The sequence below is a fragment of the Shimia sagamensis genome, assembly GCF_900182745.1.
Classification (GTDB): domain Bacteria; phylum Pseudomonadota; class Alphaproteobacteria; order Rhodobacterales; family Rhodobacteraceae; genus Shimia; species Shimia sagamensis.
The window spans coordinates 429,998-448,803 of the sequence record NZ_FXTY01000004.1; the positions used below are offsets into that span (position 1 = coordinate 429,998).

Sequence of the window (18,806 nt, forward strand, 5' to 3'; positions counted from 1 at the left end):
AGGTCCGATTGGCCCGCTCTTTTGACGTTATTTGAAGATGCCTGAGCCGTCCAGTTACGCTTGTGCGTCCACCCAGGCCTGCCAATCCGCCTTGGCGCGGTCGGTGTAGGCTTTGTAACGGTCTTTGCGGCCGCGACGGCCGCCTTTGAGCCCTTCGACAGGTTGGAACAGACCAAAGTTCACGTTCATAGGCTGGAAAGTTTTGGCCTCTGCGCCTCCGGTAATGTGGTGCACCAGCGCCCCCATGGCGGTGTTTAGCGGGGCGGTGTCCTGCGGTTTTCCTAGGATCTCGGCAGCAGCCAAACGGCCCGCGAGCAACCCCATGGCAGCGCTTTCCACATAGCCTTCTACCCCGGTGACCTGACCGGCAAAGCGGATGTTGGGACGGGACTTCAGGCGCATTTGGTCGTCCAAAAGTGTAGGCGAGTTGATGAAAGTGTTGCGGTGGATGCCGCCGAGGCGCGCAAAGGAAGCATTTTCCAGACCCGGGATCATCTTGAGGACCTCAGTCTGAGCGCCGTATTTCATCTTGGTTTGAAAGCCCACAATGTTCAGAAGGGTTCCCAAAGCGTTGTCGCGGCGCAGCTGCACTACGGCATAAGGCTTGTCGTCTGGTTTGTGTGCGTTGGTCAGGCCAACTGGCTTCATCGGGCCAAAACGCAGGGTTTCGCGTCCACGTTCGGCCATGACTTCGATCGGCAGGCAGCCGTCAAAGTAGCCAGCGGTTTCGCCCTCATGGAATTCGGTTTTGTCCGCTGCCAGAAGCGCGTCGATGAAGGCCTCATATTGGTCTTTGGTCATCGGGCAGTTGAGATAGGCTTTTTGTTCTTCCTCGGTCTCGCCTTTGTCATAGCGGGATTGCAGCCAGGCCACGTCCATGTCGATGCTTTCGGCATAGATGATGGGGGCGATGGCATCAAAGAAGGCCAGGCGGTCTGCGCCGGTTTCTTCTTGGATGGCCGCTCCAAGGGCTGTGGAGGTCAGCGGGCCGGTCGCGATGATCCAGTGGCCTTCGGTGGGCAGCTCGGAAATCTCGCCATATTCTACCGAAACATTGGGGTGATCCATCAGCGCAGCGGTCACGGATTCCGCAAACGGATCGCGGTCCACAGCGAGGGCGCCGCCTGCTGGTAAACGGTGTTTGTCTGCGGTGGCCATGATCAGCCCGTTTGCGGCGCGCATTTCCCAATGCAGCAGGCCAACGGCGTTTTGCTCGTCGTCGTCAGAGCGGAAGGAGTTGGAACAGACCATTTCTGCCAGATGCCCGGTGCGGTGCGCAAAGGTTTCAACCTTGGGCCGCATTTCGTGGATCACCACGTTTACGCCCATATTTGCGGCCTGCCATGCGGCCTCCGCGCCGGCCATGCCGCCGCCCACGATATGCAATGTCTCTGTCATGGTGGCGGACATAGGGCAGGGATGGGCGTTTGGGAAGAGGAAAGCGTAAAAGAGGCGCGCGCCTCACAAGTCAGAAGTAAGCAGTACAAAGTGACCTATGAGGCGCCGCGCAACCCGCGGTTCGGTAACGAGCCGAGCCGCTTAGCGAACTGGTGCCACACATGCGTGTGGTTCAAGTTGTTTTTGTTGTGCCCAAGTTGATTAGGATTCGACACAGCTTTGTTGGAAAAACACCGTTTGGGGATTGGAAACGGGTTACTGATCCCAGGTTGGTGTTTGTTTATTGAGGAACGCCTCTATGCCAGCCTCAGTCTGCGCGTAGAGCATGTTTTCGACCATGACGCTACCAGCATGGGCGTAGGCTTGGTTCAGTGGCATTTGCAGTTGCTCATAGAAAGTTTGTTTGCCAATTTTCACAGCGGCAGAGAGCTTTTGCGCAATGGTTTCAGCAAGTTGCGTGGTTTCGGATTGCAGGTTCTCCTCAGGCACTACGCGATTGATCAAGCCCAAGGTTTCGGCCCGGGTGGCGTCAATGAACTGTCCTGTAGTTAGCATTTCAAACGCCTGCTTGCGCGGGATGTTACGGGTTAGAGCCACCATGGGGGTGGAGCAAAACAGGCCGATGTTCACGCCGTTCACGCCAAAGCGGGTGCCTTTGGCAGCCACAGCCATATCGCAGGTGGCAACCAGCTGGCAGCCTGCGGCGGTGGCAATGCCGTGCACCTGTGCGATGACTGGTTGGGGCAGCTGTTGGATGGTCTGCATCATCGTGGCGCAGCGGTTGAACAGATCCGCAAAATAGTCGCGACCGCCATCCTCAGATTGGCGTCCGGCCGTCATTTGTTTGAGATCGTGCCCGGCGCAGAAGGCTTTGCCGCTGCCAGACAGCGTGATGGCACGGATGGAGGTGTCGTCTTTGAGGGTGTCAAACTCATTTTGTAGCGCGGCGAGCATCTCGTCTGACAGGGCGTTCAGGCGTTCAGGCGCATTCATGGTGAGATGCGCCACTGCGTTTGTGTCGCGACGTTCCAAAAGTGTCATCTTGCTCTCCTCCCAAGTTGGCGCGAGGGTAGCGCGGGAAGAGACGGAGGAAAAGCATGCAAGCCGTGATGACTGCAGAAGAAATGGGCGCGTGGCTCGAGCAGGTATTCCCACAGGTCAAAGATGATTTTGTTGTGGAGCACGTAGATGGGGTTAACACGGTGATGAGGATGATGGTTCAGGATCGCCATTTGCGCCCAGGTGGCACAGTCTCGGGGCCATCGATGTTTGCTTTAGCAGATGTGTCGGCCTACGTGGCAACCATGGCCATCATTGGCAAAGAGGCGTTGACGGTTACCACTAATTGTTCGTTGGATTTCATGCGCAAGCCGGAGGCGGGCAAAGATTTGATTGCCAAAACGCAGCTGTTGAAGTTGGGGCGGACGCTGTCTGTGTCAAACGTGCTGATATACTCGGAAGACTCAGAGGCGCCTGTGGCGCGGGCCAATATGACCTACGCAATTCCGCCACGTAAAAGCTAACCCAAACAAAAAAGGGGTCGGGACAAGCCCGACCCAGTGGAAGAGGCGTCTGACGGGGATCAGAACTGCCACATCATTTTACGCGCCTCGATCCGGGCGTCATGCAATGTCAATCCAACATCTTCCAGCTGCGCTTTGTTCAGCTTGGCGAGCGCTCGGCGGGTGCGGGCGCGTTTGTCCCATTCCGTGACCACTGCCGCAAACGACAGCGCCGCACGTGCAGCAACTGGAAGTTGCGCGTTTGCGTTGTGGTTTGTCAGGATTTGCAGGTTTGTTGTGGTCATTGTCATGGTCATCTCCAATATTGTATTGATACAATCCTTAAATTTGTTACAAGGGCGGTGTACCCCTGCTGTGGCACAATTGCGAGGAAAACATTGTGATTGATACAATATGGCCCCCTAGTTTTGAAAGCTGTACCGATCCGAAATACATTGTATTGATACAATCACTTCGCGGTGCGGTGCGCAGTGGGCATCTACCTGTTGGGGAGAAGCTTCCACCTGTGCGTGAGTTAGCTTGGCGCTTGGGCATCACGCCCGGTACGGTGGCACGGGCCTATAAATTGGCGGTGGAAGAAGGGTTGTTGGAGACCACAGTGGGGCGCGGCACCTTTGTGGCGGACGGGCGACCAGAGACGGTGCTGCCGCCCGAGCCGTTGATCTCGCTTTCGCAAACGGAAGACCTTGATATGCGGGCGGTGCGCGTGCCAGATGTGGGGCAGGATCGCGTCATCCGAGAGGCGATGGCCCGCGTCGCGGCGCATGGTGACATGTCATATTTGTTGTGTCCGACGTCTGCCACGGACCTGCATGCGCGTCAGGCGGTGGTTAACTGGATTGGTCCGGATGTTGCGGGACGGATCACTGCAGAAGATATTGTGTTGACCATGGGGGCCCAGAACGCCTCGGTGACGGCGCTGCAATGCTGTTTGCATGGCGCGCATCCGGTCATTTTGACTGAGGCGGTGACTTTCCCCGGTGTCCGTCATGCTGGGCGTTTGTTGCGGGCAGAGGTGATTGGTGTGGAGATGGACGCACATGGGATGCGGCCGGAGAAGTTGGAAGAGGCGCTGAGGCGCCACGGCGGGCAGGTGTTAGTGACCTCGGCGCAGGCGCACAGTCCGACAGCAATCAAAGTACCGCTGGAGCGGCGGCAGGAGATCGCAGCGATCGCGCGGCGCTATAATTTGCAGATCATTGAGGATGATTGCCACGCTTTAGGACCGGCGGATACGCCATCGTATCGGGCGCTTTGTCCGAATCGCGCTTGGTATATCGGCTCGCTCACCAAATCAGTCTCAGCGTCCCTGCGGTTTGGATACCTTGTGGCTCCGGAGGGCAGTTCGCAAACTGCACGGCACGTGGCTCAGTCGATGTTTTACGGATTGCCGCAGCCGATGCTCGACATCTGTGCTGACTTGATCCAGAGCGGTCAGGCGGACGAGATCCGGCAACGGATTGTGCGCTTTGTCAACAAGCGTGTGCAGCTGGCTGTCAATGTGCTTGGCAGCTGGGACATTCGCTGGCGGCCGTTTGTGCCTTTCATTTGGCTTAAGTTGCCACATGGCTGGCGCGGGTCCACGTTTGTGCGGGCTTGTGATGCGGAAGGCATACGGATCAAGTCGGCAGATGAATACGTGCTGGCAGATGGGCGGGCGCCAAATGCGGTACGCATTGCTTTGGCTCCACAAGTATCTGAGGCGGATTTGCGGGCGGCGCTGGAAAACATGTCGGAAATGCTGTCAAAACCGCTGCAACATGCACCGGTATAATGGGGTAAGATGATACCTAAATCATAAGTCATTGAAAAGGAATGGTTATTTTGACTTGTGTGCGCTTGACGTGACGCGGCGGTGCTTTATAACCCGGCCATCGTATTTTGATGCGTCGGGCAACCGAAGTATCTGTCAACCAATCGTGGAAGACCTAACATGAAAACCTTCTCTGCTACTCCGGCAGACATCGAAAAGAAATGGATCATCATCGACGCCGAAGGCGTGGTGCTGGGCCGTCTCGCGTCGATCATCGCCATGCGCCTGCGCGGCAAGCACAAGGCGTCCTTTACTCCGAACATGGACATGGGTGACAACGTCATCGTGATCAATGCGGATAAAATCCAATTGACCGGCAAAAAGCGCGCGGACAAAACCTACTACTGGCACACTGGCCACCCGGGCGGCATCAAATCCCGCACCGCAGGTCAGATCCTGGAAGGTGAGCACCCAGAGCGCGTTGTGACCAAAGCGGTTCAGCGTATGCTGCCAGGCAACCGCCTGTCCCGTAAGGTTATGACCAACCTGCGCGTATATGCCGGTGCTGAGCACCCGCATGAAGCACAGGCCCCAGAAGTGCTGGACGTGAAGTCCATGAACAGCAAAAACACCCGGAGCTAATCAATGGCTGATCAAATCAACTCGCTTGAAGAGCTGAACGCCGTTGCTGGTGAAGAAGCTGTTGTAGAAGTTGCGGCACCGCGTGAGCCGGTACGTGACGAGCTCGGTCGTTCTTATGCGACTGGTAAACGTAAAGACGCTGTTGCCCGCGTTTGGATCAAGCCGGGTTCCGGCAAGGTCATCGTAAACGGCAAGGACCAAGACGTGTATTTTGCCCGTCCGGTTCTGCAGCTGATCCTGCGTCAGCCTATGCAGGTTGCCGGCGTTGAAGGTGAATTCGACGTTTACGCCACCGTCAAAGGCGGCGGTCTGACCGGTCAAGCTGGTGCGGTTAAGCACGGGATTTCCAAAGCTCTGCAGCTTTATGAACCCTCCCTGCGTGGCGCCCTGAAAGCCGCCGGCTTCCTGACACGCGACAGCCGCGTTGTGGAACGTAAGAAATACGGTAAGCGCAAAGCGCGTCGTTCGTTCCAGTTCTCCAAGCGTTAATCGCTGGACAACAAGATATTTTGGAAAGGCCGCTCTTTGGGAGCGGCCTTTTCTTTTGCGGTGTTGCTTTGCCGATTTTGACGAATTTTCAGACTGCGCAACGGGTTGGCTTTCCGGTAAAAGAATTTGAGCCAACCTGCTGATCTAAAAGGAAAGACTGTGAGCAACGCAATGTGGACCTACCCTTGGGATATCGCTGATATTGGACAGAAGGCGGTGTCGTCAGAGTTGCGTGAGCTGGGCTTTGACATGATCAGCTTGGCAACGGTGTATCACGCGGGTCGGTTTCTGCAGGTCCGCAGCCCCAAGCGGAGGGCGTATTTTCCAGAGGATGGCACATTGTATTTCCGCCCGGATGCCAGCATCTGGCAAGGGCAAGCGGTGCAGCCTTTGGTGTCGTCGTTGGCGCAGGAACAGGATGTGTTGCGCGGGATGATTGAGGCGCGGGATGCAGGTGGGTTGGATGTGTCTTGCTGGACCGTATGTCTGCATAACTCCGCGCTTGGTTTTGCCAAACCGGATCTGGTGACACGCAATGCGTTTGGGGATGCAAATTCCTACAATCTTTGTCCTGCCAATCCCGAGGCACAAGCCTATGTCGGCAATCTGGTGCAGGATATTTCGCGGAACTATCAGCCAAACCGGATTGAGTTGGAGAGCCCCAATTTCCTTGGCTTTGCCCATGAGTATCATCATGAGAAAGACATGGTTGGGTTGCCACCGGAAGGGGATTTTCTGATGGCGCTGTGCTTCTGTGAACATTGTCAGGAGGCCGGGCAGGCCGCCGGTCTGGATATGCCGGCGTTGCAAGCGCGTGTGCGGGGGCTGATCGATCAGATGTGTACAGGGGGTACGCCCCAGCGCGTGTGCCCTGATTTCCCCGAACGCGGGCTGGATGCCTTTGAATTTGATGCGGAATTGCGGGCCTATCTGGATTTGCGATTTGACCATGTGAAGGCGGTGCTAGCGCAAGCCAAGGAGGCTTGCGCGCCCTCGTCTGAGTTGATGCTGATTGATGGGCAGGCGGGCTGGCTTGGCGGTTGCGACCATAAAGCGGCCGCGGAACTTGGATTGAAAGTTATGTTGTGCGCCTATGATATGGGGGACGAGGCAGCGCTGGGTTTGGCCTCTTATGCATCAGCTCTGCCACAGAATGCAGGCGGGCAGGTGGGCTTGCGGTTGGGGTACCCGGAATTTGACGGGGCTGCGGCCTTTGCGGAGCGGATCAAACTGTTGCGCGACAACGGCGCAACCGGGGTGAACCTCTATAATTATGGCCTGGTTCCAAAAGCGCGGCTGGACTGGGTGCGTGGCTGTCTTTGAGCGTAACTTCGACCTCTTGTTGGTCTTTCATCGAGAAGAGGTGCCACTGGCATGTCTTCTCGCTTGTGCCTAGATAATTCAATTAACGATTGATTAACCAATTTCCGCAACACTTTACAAGTTGTTAACGGTTTCTTGGTTTTGGAGGGGCGTATGGCGTGGCCGCCTGCCCGAATTGTGCGTTTGTTAGCTGTGTTGGCGATTATGCCTACCGCGGTGTGGGCCGGATTTGCGCTCACTCACGCCAAGATTAAACCATCAATTGCCCACGGACCGCTGATTGCAGCGCACGCTGATGTTGCCTGCGCCGCATGTCATTTAAAAACGCCTGGAACGGTGCGCCAACAGGTGCAGGCGCAGGTCCGTTATGTGCTTGGGTTGCGGCAAACGCCGGTGGATTTTGGGTATGCTGAAGTCGGCTCGGAGCAGTGTCTTGCCTGCCATGCGCGCCCCAACGAGCGTCACCCGATCTATCGTTTCAGAGAGCCGCGTTTTGCCAAAGCAATTGTCCAGGTTGATGCGCGCAGCTGTTTGGGATGTCACTCTGAACATGTTCCGCAAATCGTGACAGTTGCGCCAACCCTTTGTCAGGCCTGTCATGAAGATTTGAACGTGAAAAATGATCCGGTAGACACGTCCCATGAACGCCTTGTTTCGCTGGAAAAGTGGGGCAGTTGCTTGGGGTGTCATGACTTTCATGGAAATCATCATCTGAAGCCTCCGACGCGAATGGTCGAAGTACTGCCCGCGGCGGAAATCTGGGGCTATTTTCAGGGTGGCGATGATCCATTTGGCGGCACCAAACTCTACGAAGGGAAAGCGCCTTGACCTTGCCACGCATTTTTCTAACAGGTGTTTTGGGGAGCTTGGCGATATATCTGTTTGTGTCTGCGCCAGCGCCATTGGTGGAGGGGGAAGAAAAAGCTTCCGGGTGCCTTCATCCAGTCAAGGCTTTGTTTGACGGGGTAAACGCCATTAATCAGGCAGCGCGAGGGGTTTATACCAAACGCATTGTTGGTGGGGGCATGGCATCGGGTCTCAAATTTGGTGAAGAGTGGCAAGAGCCTGGCGTGGAACAGGGACCCTTACCTGCGTTGTTTCTGCGGGCCACGGCGGCGCACATGGAAACCCTGCCGCCGCTGGTCGGGCTGTATTTGGGTTCAGACGCGCCTATCAATAAATCCAATTTGTTTGGGGCGGGGCAGGTGACCGCGTTTGAGACTGTTAAGGCAACGCGCACCGCAGTTTATTCAGACGACGCGCAGAGTGGATTTGTGGCCATGTATCCGGATGTGGCGGAAGTTGCCCCCTGTGTGATCTGCCACAATGAACACCCAGACAGTCCCAAAAAGGACTGGAAGCTCAACGATGTGATGGGCGCGACGACCTGGACCTATCCGCGTGATGAGGTCACGGCAGATGAGTTTCTGGGCGTGCTGGACGCGATGTACGTCTCTGTCGCGCATACCTATGAAACGTATCTGGGAAAGGCGGCGCGGTTTGAGGTGCCGGTTGAGATATCGGAGAGCTGGCCTTCGGCAGATCGACGGATTTTGCCAAATGTCGAGGTGTTTTTGGCGGAGGTAAAAGCACACGCCGCACCAGTGGTTTTGCAGGCGGTGATGCGAGAGCGGCGTAGCCCTCGGGGAGTGGGGCAAGGCACGTTGGCGGTGCAAGCCGATGAGGAGAGCAAACCATGCGGGTTCTAATCTCGACCTGGCAGAGAGCGCCCTACGTGTTGATAATACTGATTGCACTGGGGCTCGGGATGATACTGCTGTCTTCTGAAGCGAAATCTGTGCTGGCCAAGCCTCTCACCGGATTTTCGCAACAGGTGGCGACCGGGCTATTGCTGCTTGGTCTGCTGGGGTATCAGTGGGTTCTGTTTTTCAAGCGCGTGACGAAAGATAATCGGAATGCCCGGCAGGCTGTGGTGCGGCACCGTTGGGTGGGCACGGCAGCGACACTGTTGTTTGCCATACATGCGGTGCGGTTTGGCCATGTCTGGATGAGTACCTTGAGTGCCGTGGTATTTCTCGTTGCCCTAACTGGAGTGCTAAACCGGGAAGTGCTGCGGTATCGCAGCAACATGATCTATCTTGTTTGGCTGTTGGTCCACATTGGGTTGTCGGCAGCGTTGGTGCCTTTGGTAGCTGTGCACATCTGGGTGGCTCTGGCCTATCAATAACGCCGCGCGTTACTGCGACACGGCGGCGTAGGCGGCCCAAACGTTGTTCAGCAACGCGCCTTCAGCACCTGTCGCTTCAGCTGCTTGAAGCAGGTTCTTTGCAGCTTCGAGGTTCCGCGGCATGTAGATGCCAGTGATTAGCTCCCCCGCGAGCATCGCGCCGGCGTCCCCAAACCCCCCTTCGAGAGCCAGCATCACCAACCCCGCCCCGGCGTCTGGGTTTTGGGGGAGGCCAAGACCTCGGATCATGCGTATGCCACCATAGGCCAAGGCCACGGGATACCCTTCCTGAGCGGCGCGCAGGTAGAAGTACGAAACCTGCTCGTCGTCGCCGGTGTAGTAAGCACAGTTCTCCGAGGCGACAAGCCATGCCAAAGCTGACAGCGCAGCCGGATCCCCTTGTTGTGCGGGGTCCGCCGCGTTGAGCAAACGGCCAAATGCCTCAGTGTCGCCCGCACACGCAAGGTCACTTTCTTGAGTGAAGGCCGCCCGCGTCTCTGCGAACTCCGACAACGGGCGTACGTCTTGCGCCAGCGCTTGGGTGGCAAATCCCGCAAGAAGTGGCAATAGAAGAAGCTTTTCCACGATGTTTCCTTGGGTCATTGGTCCGGTTCGATCAATCCGAGCCCTCGCAAGTACACGCCGATCCCACTTTCCAGCAGGTCTTCCGGAGCAAAGGGACTTTGGGTACCTGGCGAGTTGCGCGCATAAAGTTCCACGACGCCGTGGCTCATGGCCCAGATGTGGGCGGAGAACATGCTGGCGGGAGGGCGTTTTTCCGGCGGAATGTGCTTGGAGAGCTCGGCGGCGGCGTGTTCCATCACGCCGCGGGCCCGGGTTGCAACAGCGGCGAGTTCTGGAGTGCGGTTGACGGAAATCCCGCTTTCAAACATCGCAATGTAGTGACCGGGGTATTTGCGGGCAAAGGCAAGGTAAGCACGGCCTGTTGCTTCAAACGAGGCCAAGGCGGACGGCTGGCCTTTGTCGAAGGCAAACTGCATCAAATCTGCAAAGATTTCATAGCCCTGACGGGCGGCTTCGGCGATGAGGTCTTCACGGCCTTCAAAGTGACGGTAGACCGCAGCCGGAGTCACGCCCGCGGTCTTGGCTGCCTCTGAGAGGGTAAAACCGGTCGGGCCCTTTGCCTCAATCAAGCTGAGAGCGGCCTCAACCAAGGCCTGGCGCAGGTTGCCGTGATGATAGCCGCGTTTAGGCATTCCAGATGTCCGGTCCGCCACAGATCTTGTCGTCAATGGCGCCAATCGCATCTACATCTTTCCGGTCATAGGGCAGAGCGTGCAGCACAGTACGAATTGCGTTCAGGCGTGCGCGGCGTTTGTCGTCTGAGCGGATGACAGTCCACGGTGCCGCCTCTGAATGGGTGCGGCGCAGGGTTTCGCCAATAGCGGCAGTGTAGGCGCCCCAGCGTTTGAGGCCTTCGACGTCAATCCAGCTGAGCTTCCACTGCTTGAGGGGGTCGGTTTCACGGCTCAGAAAACGGCGGAGTTGCTCTGCGCGGCCGACGTTGAGCCAAAACTTAAACAAGTAAATTCCGTCGTTTACGAGAGTTTCTTCGAGATTAGGGGCTTGATGGAAGAAGCGCTCGCGCTCGTAATGCTCGCAAAAACTAAAGACCTTCTCAACGACACCGCGGTTGTACCAGCTGCGGTCAAAGAGCACCAACTCGCCCCCCGACGGCAGGTGGTCAAAGTAGCGTTGGAAATACCATTGGCTACGCTCAGAATCTGTGGGTTTGGACAAGGCCACAATGCGCGCGCCGCGCGGGTTCAGGTTCTCACGGAAGCGCTTGATGGTGCCGCCTTTGCCAGCTGCGTCACGGCCTTCGAAGACACAGGCAATTCGGGCACCGCTCTCCTTGGCCCAGTGCTGCATCTTGACCAGTTCGATCTGTAAGGCTTCTAGCTCTGCCTCGTAGGTTTTGCGGCTCAAGCGGTCTTTGTGCGGATAGGTGCCAGAGAGGATGTCATTTTTGCCGGCTTGCTGAATGGCGTCGCGCACCTCGGCGGGGGCCTCGTTCTCAAAGTAGGCGCTTATCGCGCCGTCAAAGGGCAAGTCCATGAAAGCTCTCCGTTTTCCCCAATATGGGGTGTCCTGCGCCTTAGCGCAATCGGGATGGCGGCGCGCCGAGGTTAGGCGCGCAGGTCGGTGATTTCATGGCCGATGCGAGACATGTCAAATGGCGTGGTTTGATAGATCTCGGACACCCAGTTGCCGTAGAGCAAGTGTGCGTGGCTGCGCCAGCGGTTCTGCGGCGGGTTGGAGGGGTCATCATTCGGGTAGTAGTTGGACGGTACATTGATGGTTGTACCTTCCGATATGTCGCGATCGTACTCCTGTTTCAACGTGTCGCTATCGTATTCGAAGTGGTTGAAAATAAACAGATCTCGCGTTTTGGGAGCCTCGATCAGGCAAGGACCAACGTCTTCAGAGTGCAGCAAAGTGCGCAATTCCGGGCGGGCGTCCACTTCGTCTTGCCGGATTTCCGTCCAACGGCTCACAGGAATCACGCAGTCGTCTGAGAAGCCGCGCAGATACGGAGAGGAATGCGCGAGGTTTTGATGGCGGAAGCAGCCAAAGGCCTTGTGGTCAATGATGTGTTTCTGCACGCCGTGAAAATAGTTGATCATTGCCATGCCACCCCAGCAGACGCCAAAAGTGGAGTGTACGTGGGTGCGGGTCCAATCAAAAACCTCGCAGAGTTCTTCCCAATAGGTGACCTCTTCGAAAGGGAGATGCTCGATGGGTGCACCGGTGATGATGAGCCCGTCAAATTTCTCACCGGAGGCTTTAACCTCTTGGAATGGCCGATAAAACTCCGCCATATGCTCCGCGGCTGTGTTGCGGGTTTTGTGCTCCGACATACGGATCAGCGACAATTCCAACTGCAACGGGGTTGCACCGATCAGACGGGCAAATTGGTTTTCCGTCTGAATTTTCTTTGGCATCAGGTTGAGAAGCCCAATCCGCATCGGGCGGATGTCCTGACGGGAGGCCTGATCCGCGGCCATGACCATGACGCCTTCGTGCTTGAGCACGTCAAAGGCGGGTAGGTCGGCGGGGATCTTGATGGGCATGTCAGTCTCTTTGTTTGTTTGGTGTTTGAGGTGGCGTGAGGGCCATAGTTAGGCAGGGACCGCGGGATGCTCAAGGGCTGTGGCGATCACGTCAACGAAATCGGCAGCTGTGGCGACCTGTGAGACAGCTTCGGCAGTCACGGTTACACCCCAGCGGGCCATGGCTTCGTAGCGTGGCTGACGGTGCGCCAAGGCGCGGCCATAGGTCCAGCGCACAAAGGTATCCGGGTCAACGCTGCTCTCGTTCTTGCCGGTTTCATCCAAATAGGTGTGCCAGCTATCGAGTAGGAATTCCGGCTGATAATACATCGGTTTAGGTGATCTATCAAACCGGCGTATCAGCTCTTCGGTGTGTGTATCGGAGCCTTTGATCCAGACCATCAATGTGTTTTGGGACAGGGCGGTCATGATCGAATCTTTGGGATCATCCGCATCCACAACTTCGCAGATGGATCCACCGGTATCGCAGACAAAATGGTCGTATCCATAGAGGTCATGGGCGCGGGAAATGAAGGGTGCTGTGTCCATCAACGACGCCATTTCAGCGGTGCGATGTTGGCGTTGGCGCAGCATGTATTCAGCAAAGGGAAGACCACCTTTTTCGGGGTCGCCGGGCTTGCCTAAATAGGTGGAGAGGGGGGCGAGGTTGTTAAATGTGATGTTGGAGCCGATATAGATGCTGTCGGTCATCAACAGCTCCCGCAAAAACGGAACCTTCATCGCCTCACGTTTGGCGTTGTCAGCGATGTGTTCACCCATGTAGCGGGTGCCAATGCGGTAGTCGATGGAGTAGTGAAACCAATCACCATTTTCGCGCAAGGTGTTGGAAATATGGGTTTTTCCCAATCCGGACATGCCAAAGAGCAGCACTTTTTTCTGCTCTGCATCGCGCCAGTCCTGCGCAGATTTGTAGATCATGGCCTCATGCCCTTTTTTTGGTGTTGCCAGTTTGGTACTGCGCCGCGCAGAGCGGGTCAAACGCAATCGGAAGGGGCTGTGTCAACCTATGAAATCCGTGTCGGTATAACGTCGGTATCGCGACTGTTTTACGGAGGTGCGGTGTGGTTACGTTGACGTCACGGTTAATCGGGCGGACGTTGCGCATTCAACGTCATCAGCAAGCGACTAGCCTTTGCAGCCATCCTTCGAGAGTTTGACGCCTGCGATGCTGTGATCCGCCAGCCATTTCTTTTTGTCCCAGTCACGGATGATGTCGCGGGTTTGGGCTGGCATGAGACCGTATCTTGGCAAGATTTCCACCGCTTCGACAGCGGTCATTTGACAGCCATTGTCGCGGATCAGTTGCAGCAACGTGTCAGAGGCATCATCGCTAGCCAAGGCGGGAAGGGCAGAGAGGAAAAAGGCTGCGACAGCGGAAATTCGCGCGAAATTGGTCATTTGGGACATCCTCAACAAACTAATCAATTGAGGTGGAGTTTCGGTTTGAATTGACCGTTTGGTCAAGGGAAGCTTGGGGGGAGAAATTACCGAAGGGTGTCACAAGTGAGGTGTGTTTGCGCGGAGCCTTTGCCTTTCCGGGAAGCGCGGCCCGCTCACACTCAAGGAAAGTCTTGGTCTGGAGGCGCAGGAACGGTGTGTAGGCACAAAAAAAGGCGCGCTCGTGAGCGCGCCCTTTGAAGCTTGTAGTGCAGAGTTAGACCAACCGGCTGTTTTCTTTTGCCGCGCGTACAAAGTCGCGGAACAGCGGGTGTGGATCAAAGGGCTTGGATTTGAGTTCCGGATGGAACTGCACGCCAATGAACCACGGGTGATCTTCCCATTCGACAATTTCTGGCAGGCGGCCATCCGGGCTCATGCCGGAGAAGCGCAGGCCACAGGCCTCGAGCTTCTCACGGTATTTGATATCTACTTCATAGCGGTGGCGGTGGCGCTCTTCGATCGCGTTGGCGCCATAGGCAGCGGCCACTTTGGAGCCTTCGGTCAGGGTCGCATCATAGGCGCCAAGGCGCATGGTGCCGCCTTTGGCGTCCGTGGATTTGCGGGTGACCTTGGCGTTGCCCTGCACCCATTCTTTGAGGTGGTACACAACCGGCTCAAAGCGAGTTTCACCAGCTTCGTGGTCAAACTCTTCGGAGCCTGCGTCAGAGATGCCAGCTTTGTTGCGGGCGGCTTCAATTACCGCCATTTGCATGCCAAGGCAGATGCCGAGGTAGGGCACCTTATGCTCACGGGCAAATTGCGCAGCTTTGATTTTGCCTTCGGTGCCACGTTCGCCAAAACCACCTGGGACAAGAATGGCATCATAGCCTTCTAAGAAAGGCGCTGCGTCGTCTTTGTCAAAGAGCTCAGCATCAACCCAACTCACGTTGACTTTCACCCGGTTGGCCATGCCGCCATGGGTGAGCGCCTCTTTAATGGATTTATATGCATCTTCGAGTTGGGTGTATTTGCCCACGATGGCGACGTTGATCTTGCCGTCGGTGTTGTGGATGCGGTCGTTCACGTCTTCCCAGACACGCAGATCTGGGCGTGGGGCCGGAGCGATGCCAAAGGCGTCGAGCACAGCTTGATCGAGACCTTCGCGGTGATAAGCCAAAGGCGCCTCATAGATCGACTTTAGATCATATGCGGCCACCACATGCTCTTTGCGCACGTTACAGAACAGAGCAATCTTCTGGCGCTCTTTTTCCGGGATCGGCTGCTCGGAGCGGCAGACCAGAATGTCAGGTGCAATGCCGATGGATTGCAGCTCTTTCACCGAGTGCTGGGTTGGTTTGGTTTTTAGCTCACCGGAGGCGGCCAGGTAGGGCAGCAGGGTGAGGTGCATAAAGATTACATCGCCACGGGGTTTGTCGTGGGAGAACTGACGGATGGCTTCGAAAAACGGCAAGCCCTCGATGTCGCCCACAGTGCCGCCAATTTCGCACAACATAAAATCAACTTCGTCGTCGCCAACGTGCAGGAAGTCTTTGATCTCGTTGGTGACGTGTGGGACCACCTGAATGGTTTTGCCGAGATAATCACCGCGACGCTCTTTCTCCAGAACAGTGGAATAGATGCGGCCGGAGGAGACCGAGTCGGTCATGCGGGCAGGCACGCCGGTAAAGCGTTCGTAGTGGCCCAGATCGAGGTCGGTTTCGGCGCCGTCGTCGGTGACAAACACTTCGCCGTGCTCAAACGGGGACATGGTGCCCGGATCCACGTTCAGATAAGGGTCCAATTTGCGCAGGCGCACGGTATAGCCCCGCGCTTGCAACAGCGCACCCAAGGCCGCAGACGCAAGGCCTTTGCCCAACGATGAAACAACCCCACCTGTAACGAAAATATAGCGTGCCATGTGCGTGGCATCCCCCGTGATTGTCGACCCATTGGTCGGACGTGTTGTCGATGTAGCAGCGCCCAAGTCAGTGCAGATTTCCCTGCAAAATTGACCCAGCATCACGGGACTTAAGTAATATAGGATTCGCAGACAAAAGGCAACCGGACCGCAAGATGCTGTTGCGGGTGGCGTATCGGCCTCAAGCTGTGGTGGACGCCCGAAACGGGCAAAAAATCAGGCGGCCCCGAGAGACCGCCAGAATTTGTTTACAGTGCGCGACGTTTAGTCGGCGCGTGGCACCAGTGGCGCATTGTCGCCCTCAGAAGGCGGCAGAAGCGAGTCGCCTGCGCCCGGTAGGGTTGGTGCGGATTCTTCTGCCGCTGGGGCAGACGTGCCCAGACGGTCAAACACCGAGCTGGAGGCAGAATTTTTGGCAGCAATCACGGTCAGCGCGATCGACGTACAGATAAACGCGGCTGCGAGGATCCAGGTGACGCGGGTCAGCGCGGTGGCTGCTGCGCGGCCAGATACGGCACCGCCGCCGCCGCCCATTCCAAGGCCGCCGCCTTCGGAACGTTGCACCAGTACGGCGCCAATCAGCGACAAAGCCAGAAGAAGATGGATGATGAGGACAACGTTTTCCATTGGGACCTGTAATGCGAGCGTTCGGATTGTTAGCGGGGTATGTAGGCAAGTTTGAGGCGGGGGGCAAGGTGGATTTGTGAAGTTGATCCTGCTGCGGTGCGGATGTGGTTTTGAGGATGGACGCAGACGGGGTGTTCTGGCAGGGTTTTGGCATGCCACATGATCATGACCACCCGCATTCTCACCTGCCATCGGACCCCGCGTTGCGGGTCAAGGCACTTGAAACTCTGTTGACGAACAAAGGCTTGGTGAATCCCGCTGCGCTTGATGAGATCATAGATCTCTACCAGAACAAGATTGGTCCTCAGAATGGCGCCAAAGTGGTGGCCAAGATGTGGCGTGATCCTGAGTTTCACAAACAGATGGTGGAGGATCCGATGCCGGTGCTTCAGCAGATGGGGCTCTATGGGCGACAGGGCGAACATATGGTGTTTGTTGAGAACACCGATGACGTGCACAACATGGTCGTTTGTACCCTGTGCAGCTGTTACCCGTGGCCCTTACTGGGGATTCCTCCTGGCTGGTATAAATCAGACGCCTACCGAGCGCGGTCTGTGCGTGAACCGCGGGCTGTGTTGGCTGAATTTGGAGTCACATTGTCTGCAGGTCAGAAAGTGCGGGTGTGGGACAGCACCGCTGAGGTGCGGTATTTGGTGGTGCCACAGCGGCCTATAGGGACAGAAGGCTTTTCCCAAGAGGAACTGGCGGCGCTGGTGTCGCGGGACAGTATGATTGGCACCGCTTTGGCACAGGAGCCGGGGGCATGAGCCGTATCCATGACATGGGCGGGCGTTTAGGCACGGGGCCGGTGGACCCGCAAGATGGCTATGATTTTGCGGAGGCCAAAGACTGGCACAAGCGGGCGTTGGCGCTCAATGTGGCCTGCGGATTTTTGGGCCAGTGGAATATTGATGCGTCCCGGCATGCGCGGGAGTTGTTGGATCCAACGGACTACATGTCCTTCAGCTATTATGAAAAGTGGATGGGTGGTCTGGCGGACCTGATGGTGGATCGGGGTGTTGTGACTGTTAATGAACTGGCCAGCGGGAAGGCAGAGGGCGTGTCGCCAATTGCCGACAAGGCCGCGAAGCCGGAGTCGGTCGAGGCGGTTCTGACGCATGGCAGTCCGTATACAAGGGACGCGGCCGGGCCTAAGTTTGCAGTGGGGGCCGTGGTGAAAACCCGTCGGATTGCGCGCAATGTAGCGGTGCCAGGTGGACACACGCGTTTGCCAGCCTATGCGGCGGGGGCTGAAGGTGTGGTTGTTTTGCAGCACGGCGCGCATGTGTTTCCCGACAGCAATGCGCATTTCAAAGGCGAGGCGGCGGAACCGTTGTATGCGGTGCAGTTTTCCGCGCAGGAATTGTGGGGGGATGAAGCGGACCCGCGCGATGTGGTCGTGCTGGACCTGTGGGAGAGTTACTTGGAGCCTGCGCAATGACTTGGTGTGGCGACAAGCCGGAGCCAGCGTTTTCCGAGCCTTGGCATGCCCAGGTGTTTGCGATCACCGTGGCGCTCAATGAAGCGGGGCATTTTGTTTGGGCAGATTGGGCGGAGCGGTTTGGCGCGACACTTAAGACGCATGGCCTGTCAAAAGAGTTGGATGGTGGCGAGGATTACTTCAACGCGTGGCTGGAAACGCTTGAAGGGTTTCTTTCGGAGCGCGGGCTGGCCGATGCGGGCGCGATGCAGCAGTTAAAAACGGCGTGGACCGAGGCTTATCTCTCCACGCCGCATGGTCAGCCAGTCAGGTTGGCACATTCGGATTAGCGCGAAGCGCCGAAGGAGCCGACGTGTGCGCCACTTGAGCCGTCTATGCCAAAAGTCGCACCAAGTTCTTCGGCATTGGAGCCATAAAAACTGCCCGTTGCGGTACCGCTGCCGGACGACGATGTCAGATTGGCGCGTATCCCGGACCCATCAACGTTGCCGGTACCGGAGAAATTCAGAGACGAGTTGTGGCGGCTGCCGTTGGTGCCGACTAAATCGGTCGTGATTGTGTTGGAGCTGTTGATCGTGACCGTGCTGAAGTTGGATGTGGAAACAGCGACGTCAAATTCGGTTGCATACAGCGTACCGTCATTGAGGTCTGCAACGCCGACACCTTAGCCGGTGTACGTGGCTGATCCGCTGCTTGGCATGACCGCCTCCGGCGTGGCGGCTCCATACGTACCTGCGGCAATTGAGCCGGAGGAGTTGGAGTCAGCGTCAATCCAAGCGCCATAGCTCATGTGTTCTAAGTCCGTTGAGTCTGGATTGGAAAGGTAAGCAGCAGCTCCGTCATCATGACTGTCTGCATCAGCGGTGTAATATATCGAGTTTTCTCTAGCGTAAATTTTGTCCCCGTCTCGCGTACCGATACCAAACTTGCTGTTTCCTGCTGAGCCTGAAATTGCGATTTGCACACCATCTTTAAATGTCATGACGAGTGTACTGTCCTGAGCGTCTTTAGGTTCGCTATACGTGGTGG

At 56.7% G+C, this 18,806-nt stretch carries 25 protein-coding genes; 12 read left to right on the forward strand and 13 right to left on the reverse strand.

The window, feature by feature from the left end; translation table 11 throughout:
- Positions 1-54: 54 nt before the first annotated feature.
- The gene (gene trmFO / locus QOL67_RS12930) at positions 55-1,398 is read right to left on the reverse strand and encodes a methylenetetrahydrofolate--tRNA-(uracil(54)-C(5))-methyltransferase (FADH(2)-oxidizing) TrmFO (protein WP_283426381.1); all 1,344 of its coding nucleotides are present in this window, start codon (positions 1,396-1,398) and stop codon (positions 55-57) included.
- A 255-nt stretch (positions 1,399-1,653) separates the two neighbouring features.
- The gene (locus QOL67_RS12935; RefSeq protein ID WP_283426382.1) at positions 1,654-2,439 is read right to left on the reverse strand and encodes an enoyl-CoA hydratase; all 786 of its coding nucleotides are present in this window, start codon (positions 2,437-2,439) and stop codon (positions 1,654-1,656) included.
- 56 nt (positions 2,440-2,495) lie between these two features.
- Here QOL67_RS12935 and QOL67_RS12940 point away from each other — a divergent pair, with 56 nt between their 5' ends.
- Positions 2,496-2,921: a PaaI family thioesterase gene (locus QOL67_RS12940; RefSeq protein WP_283426383.1), complete on the forward strand. Its 426-nt coding sequence runs from the start codon at positions 2,496-2,498 to the stop codon at positions 2,919-2,921.
- 59 nt (positions 2,922-2,980) lie between these two features.
- On the opposite strand, the gene QOL67_RS12945 is transcribed toward QOL67_RS12940, so the two are convergent.
- Positions 2,981-3,211: a DUF1127 domain-containing protein gene (locus QOL67_RS12945; protein ID WP_283426384.1), complete on the reverse strand. Its 231-nt coding sequence runs from the start codon at positions 3,209-3,211 to the stop codon at positions 2,981-2,983.
- An 89-nt stretch (positions 3,212-3,300) separates the two neighbouring features.
- Here QOL67_RS12945 and QOL67_RS12950 point away from each other — a divergent pair, with 89 nt between their 5' ends.
- From QOL67_RS12950 to QOL67_RS12980, 7 genes are all read left to right on the forward strand, one after another.
- Positions 3,301-4,695 (forward strand): aminotransferase-like domain-containing protein, encoded by a 1,395-nt coding sequence (locus tag QOL67_RS12950; protein ID WP_283426385.1) that lies wholly within the window; start codon positions 3,301-3,303, stop codon positions 4,693-4,695.
- Between the two features lie 159 nt (positions 4,696-4,854).
- Positions 4,855-5,316, forward strand: coding sequence for a 50S ribosomal protein L13 (gene rplM, locus QOL67_RS12955; RefSeq protein ID WP_283426386.1), 462 nt, complete (start codon positions 4,855-4,857; stop codon positions 5,314-5,316).
- Positions 5,317-5,319: 3 nt separating this feature from the next.
- Complete coding sequence (gene rpsI / locus QOL67_RS12960; protein ID WP_093320630.1) at positions 5,320-5,805, forward strand: 30S ribosomal protein S9; 486 nt, start codon at positions 5,320-5,322, stop codon at positions 5,803-5,805.
- A 159-nt stretch (positions 5,806-5,964) separates the two neighbouring features.
- Positions 5,965-7,128 (forward strand): glycoside hydrolase family protein, encoded by a 1,164-nt coding sequence (locus QOL67_RS12965; RefSeq protein WP_283426387.1) that lies wholly within the window; start codon positions 5,965-5,967, stop codon positions 7,126-7,128.
- 153 nt (positions 7,129-7,281) lie between these two features.
- Entirely contained in the window at positions 7,282-7,956 is a 675-nt protein-coding gene (locus QOL67_RS12970; RefSeq protein ID WP_283426388.1) for a cytochrome c3 family protein, read from the forward strand.
- 197 nt (positions 7,957-8,153) lie between these two features.
- On the forward strand, positions 8,154-8,837 hold the full coding sequence (locus tag QOL67_RS12975; protein ID WP_283426389.1) for a c-type heme family protein: 684 nt from the start codon (positions 8,154-8,156) through the stop codon (positions 8,835-8,837).
- A complete protein-coding gene (locus QOL67_RS12980; RefSeq protein ID WP_283426390.1) occupies positions 8,825-9,316 on the forward strand; it encodes a hypothetical protein in 492 nt (163 codons plus the stop codon). Before QOL67_RS12975 ends, QOL67_RS12980 begins: the two co-directional genes overlap by 13 nt.
- Before the next feature lie 9 nt (positions 9,317-9,325).
- Here QOL67_RS12980 and QOL67_RS12985 read toward each other — a convergent pair whose 3' ends face one another.
- From QOL67_RS12985 to secG, 8 genes are all read right to left on the reverse strand, one after another.
- Positions 9,326-9,901, reverse strand: coding sequence for an SEL1-like repeat protein (locus QOL67_RS12985; protein WP_283426391.1), 576 nt, complete (start codon positions 9,899-9,901; stop codon positions 9,326-9,328).
- A gap of 14 nt (positions 9,902-9,915) precedes the next feature.
- A complete protein-coding gene (locus QOL67_RS12990) occupies positions 9,916-10,533 on the reverse strand; it encodes a TetR/AcrR family transcriptional regulator (protein ID WP_283426392.1) in 618 nt (205 codons plus the stop codon).
- Positions 10,526-11,395, reverse strand: a complete 870-nt coding sequence (gene ppk2, locus QOL67_RS12995; protein WP_283426393.1) for a polyphosphate kinase 2 — start codon at positions 11,393-11,395, stop codon at positions 10,526-10,528. The genes QOL67_RS12990 and ppk2 overlap by 8 nt, the downstream gene beginning before the upstream one ends.
- A 71-nt stretch (positions 11,396-11,466) precedes the next feature.
- Entirely contained in the window at positions 11,467-12,411 is a 945-nt protein-coding gene (gene metA / locus QOL67_RS13000) for a homoserine O-acetyltransferase MetA (protein WP_283426394.1), read from the reverse strand.
- A 48-nt stretch (positions 12,412-12,459) separates the two neighbouring features.
- Positions 12,460-13,329, reverse strand: a complete 870-nt coding sequence (locus QOL67_RS13005; protein ID WP_283426395.1) for an ATPase — start codon at positions 13,327-13,329, stop codon at positions 12,460-12,462.
- Positions 13,330-13,536: 207 nt separating this feature from the next.
- Positions 13,537-13,809, reverse strand: a complete 273-nt coding sequence (locus tag QOL67_RS13010) for a hypothetical protein (RefSeq protein ID WP_283426396.1) — start codon at positions 13,807-13,809, stop codon at positions 13,537-13,539.
- A 256-nt stretch (positions 13,810-14,065) separates the two neighbouring features.
- A complete protein-coding gene (pyrG, locus tag QOL67_RS13015) occupies positions 14,066-15,709 on the reverse strand; it encodes a CTP synthase (RefSeq protein ID WP_283426397.1) in 1,644 nt (547 codons plus the stop codon).
- A gap of 264 nt (positions 15,710-15,973) precedes the next feature.
- Positions 15,974-16,336: a preprotein translocase subunit SecG gene (secG, locus tag QOL67_RS13020; RefSeq protein WP_283426398.1), complete on the reverse strand. Its 363-nt coding sequence runs from the start codon at positions 16,334-16,336 to the stop codon at positions 15,974-15,976.
- Between the two features lie 152 nt (positions 16,337-16,488).
- On the opposite strand from secG, the gene nthA reads away from it, so the two are divergent.
- From nthA to QOL67_RS13035, 3 genes are read left to right on the forward strand one after another with little or no spacing between them, the layout of a single operon-like run.
- Positions 16,489-17,103 carry a nitrile hydratase subunit alpha gene (gene nthA / locus QOL67_RS13025; RefSeq protein ID WP_283426399.1) on the forward strand — a complete coding sequence of 205 codons (615 nt, stop codon included), beginning with the start codon at positions 16,489-16,491 and terminating at the stop codon, positions 17,101-17,103.
- Complete coding sequence (gene nthB / locus QOL67_RS13030; protein ID WP_283426400.1) at positions 17,100-17,777, forward strand: nitrile hydratase subunit beta; 678 nt, start codon at positions 17,100-17,102, stop codon at positions 17,775-17,777. Before nthA ends, nthB begins: the two co-directional genes overlap by 4 nt.
- Complete coding sequence (locus QOL67_RS13035; protein WP_283426401.1) at positions 17,774-18,106, forward strand: nitrile hydratase accessory protein; 333 nt, start codon at positions 17,774-17,776, stop codon at positions 18,104-18,106. Before nthB ends, QOL67_RS13035 begins: the two co-directional genes overlap by 4 nt.
- On the opposite strand, the gene QOL67_RS22080 is transcribed toward QOL67_RS13035, so the two are convergent.
- Positions 18,103-18,333: a transferrin-binding protein-like solute binding protein gene (locus QOL67_RS22080; RefSeq protein ID WP_430458954.1), complete on the reverse strand. Its 231-nt coding sequence runs from the start codon at positions 18,331-18,333 to the stop codon at positions 18,103-18,105. The two genes, QOL67_RS13035 and QOL67_RS22080, sit on opposite strands and share 4 nt — an antisense overlap.
- Here QOL67_RS22080 and QOL67_RS13040 point away from each other — a divergent pair.
- A complete protein-coding gene (locus QOL67_RS13040; RefSeq protein ID WP_283426402.1) occupies positions 18,236-18,445 on the forward strand; it encodes a hypothetical protein in 210 nt (69 codons plus the stop codon). The genes QOL67_RS22080 and QOL67_RS13040 overlap by 98 nt on opposite strands.
- Here QOL67_RS13040 and QOL67_RS13045 read toward each other — a convergent pair.
- Positions 18,442-18,759, reverse strand: coding sequence for a hypothetical protein (locus tag QOL67_RS13045; protein WP_283426403.1), 318 nt, complete (start codon positions 18,757-18,759; stop codon positions 18,442-18,444). The genes QOL67_RS13040 and QOL67_RS13045 overlap by 4 nt on opposite strands.
- Positions 18,760-18,806: the final 47 nt, after the last annotated feature.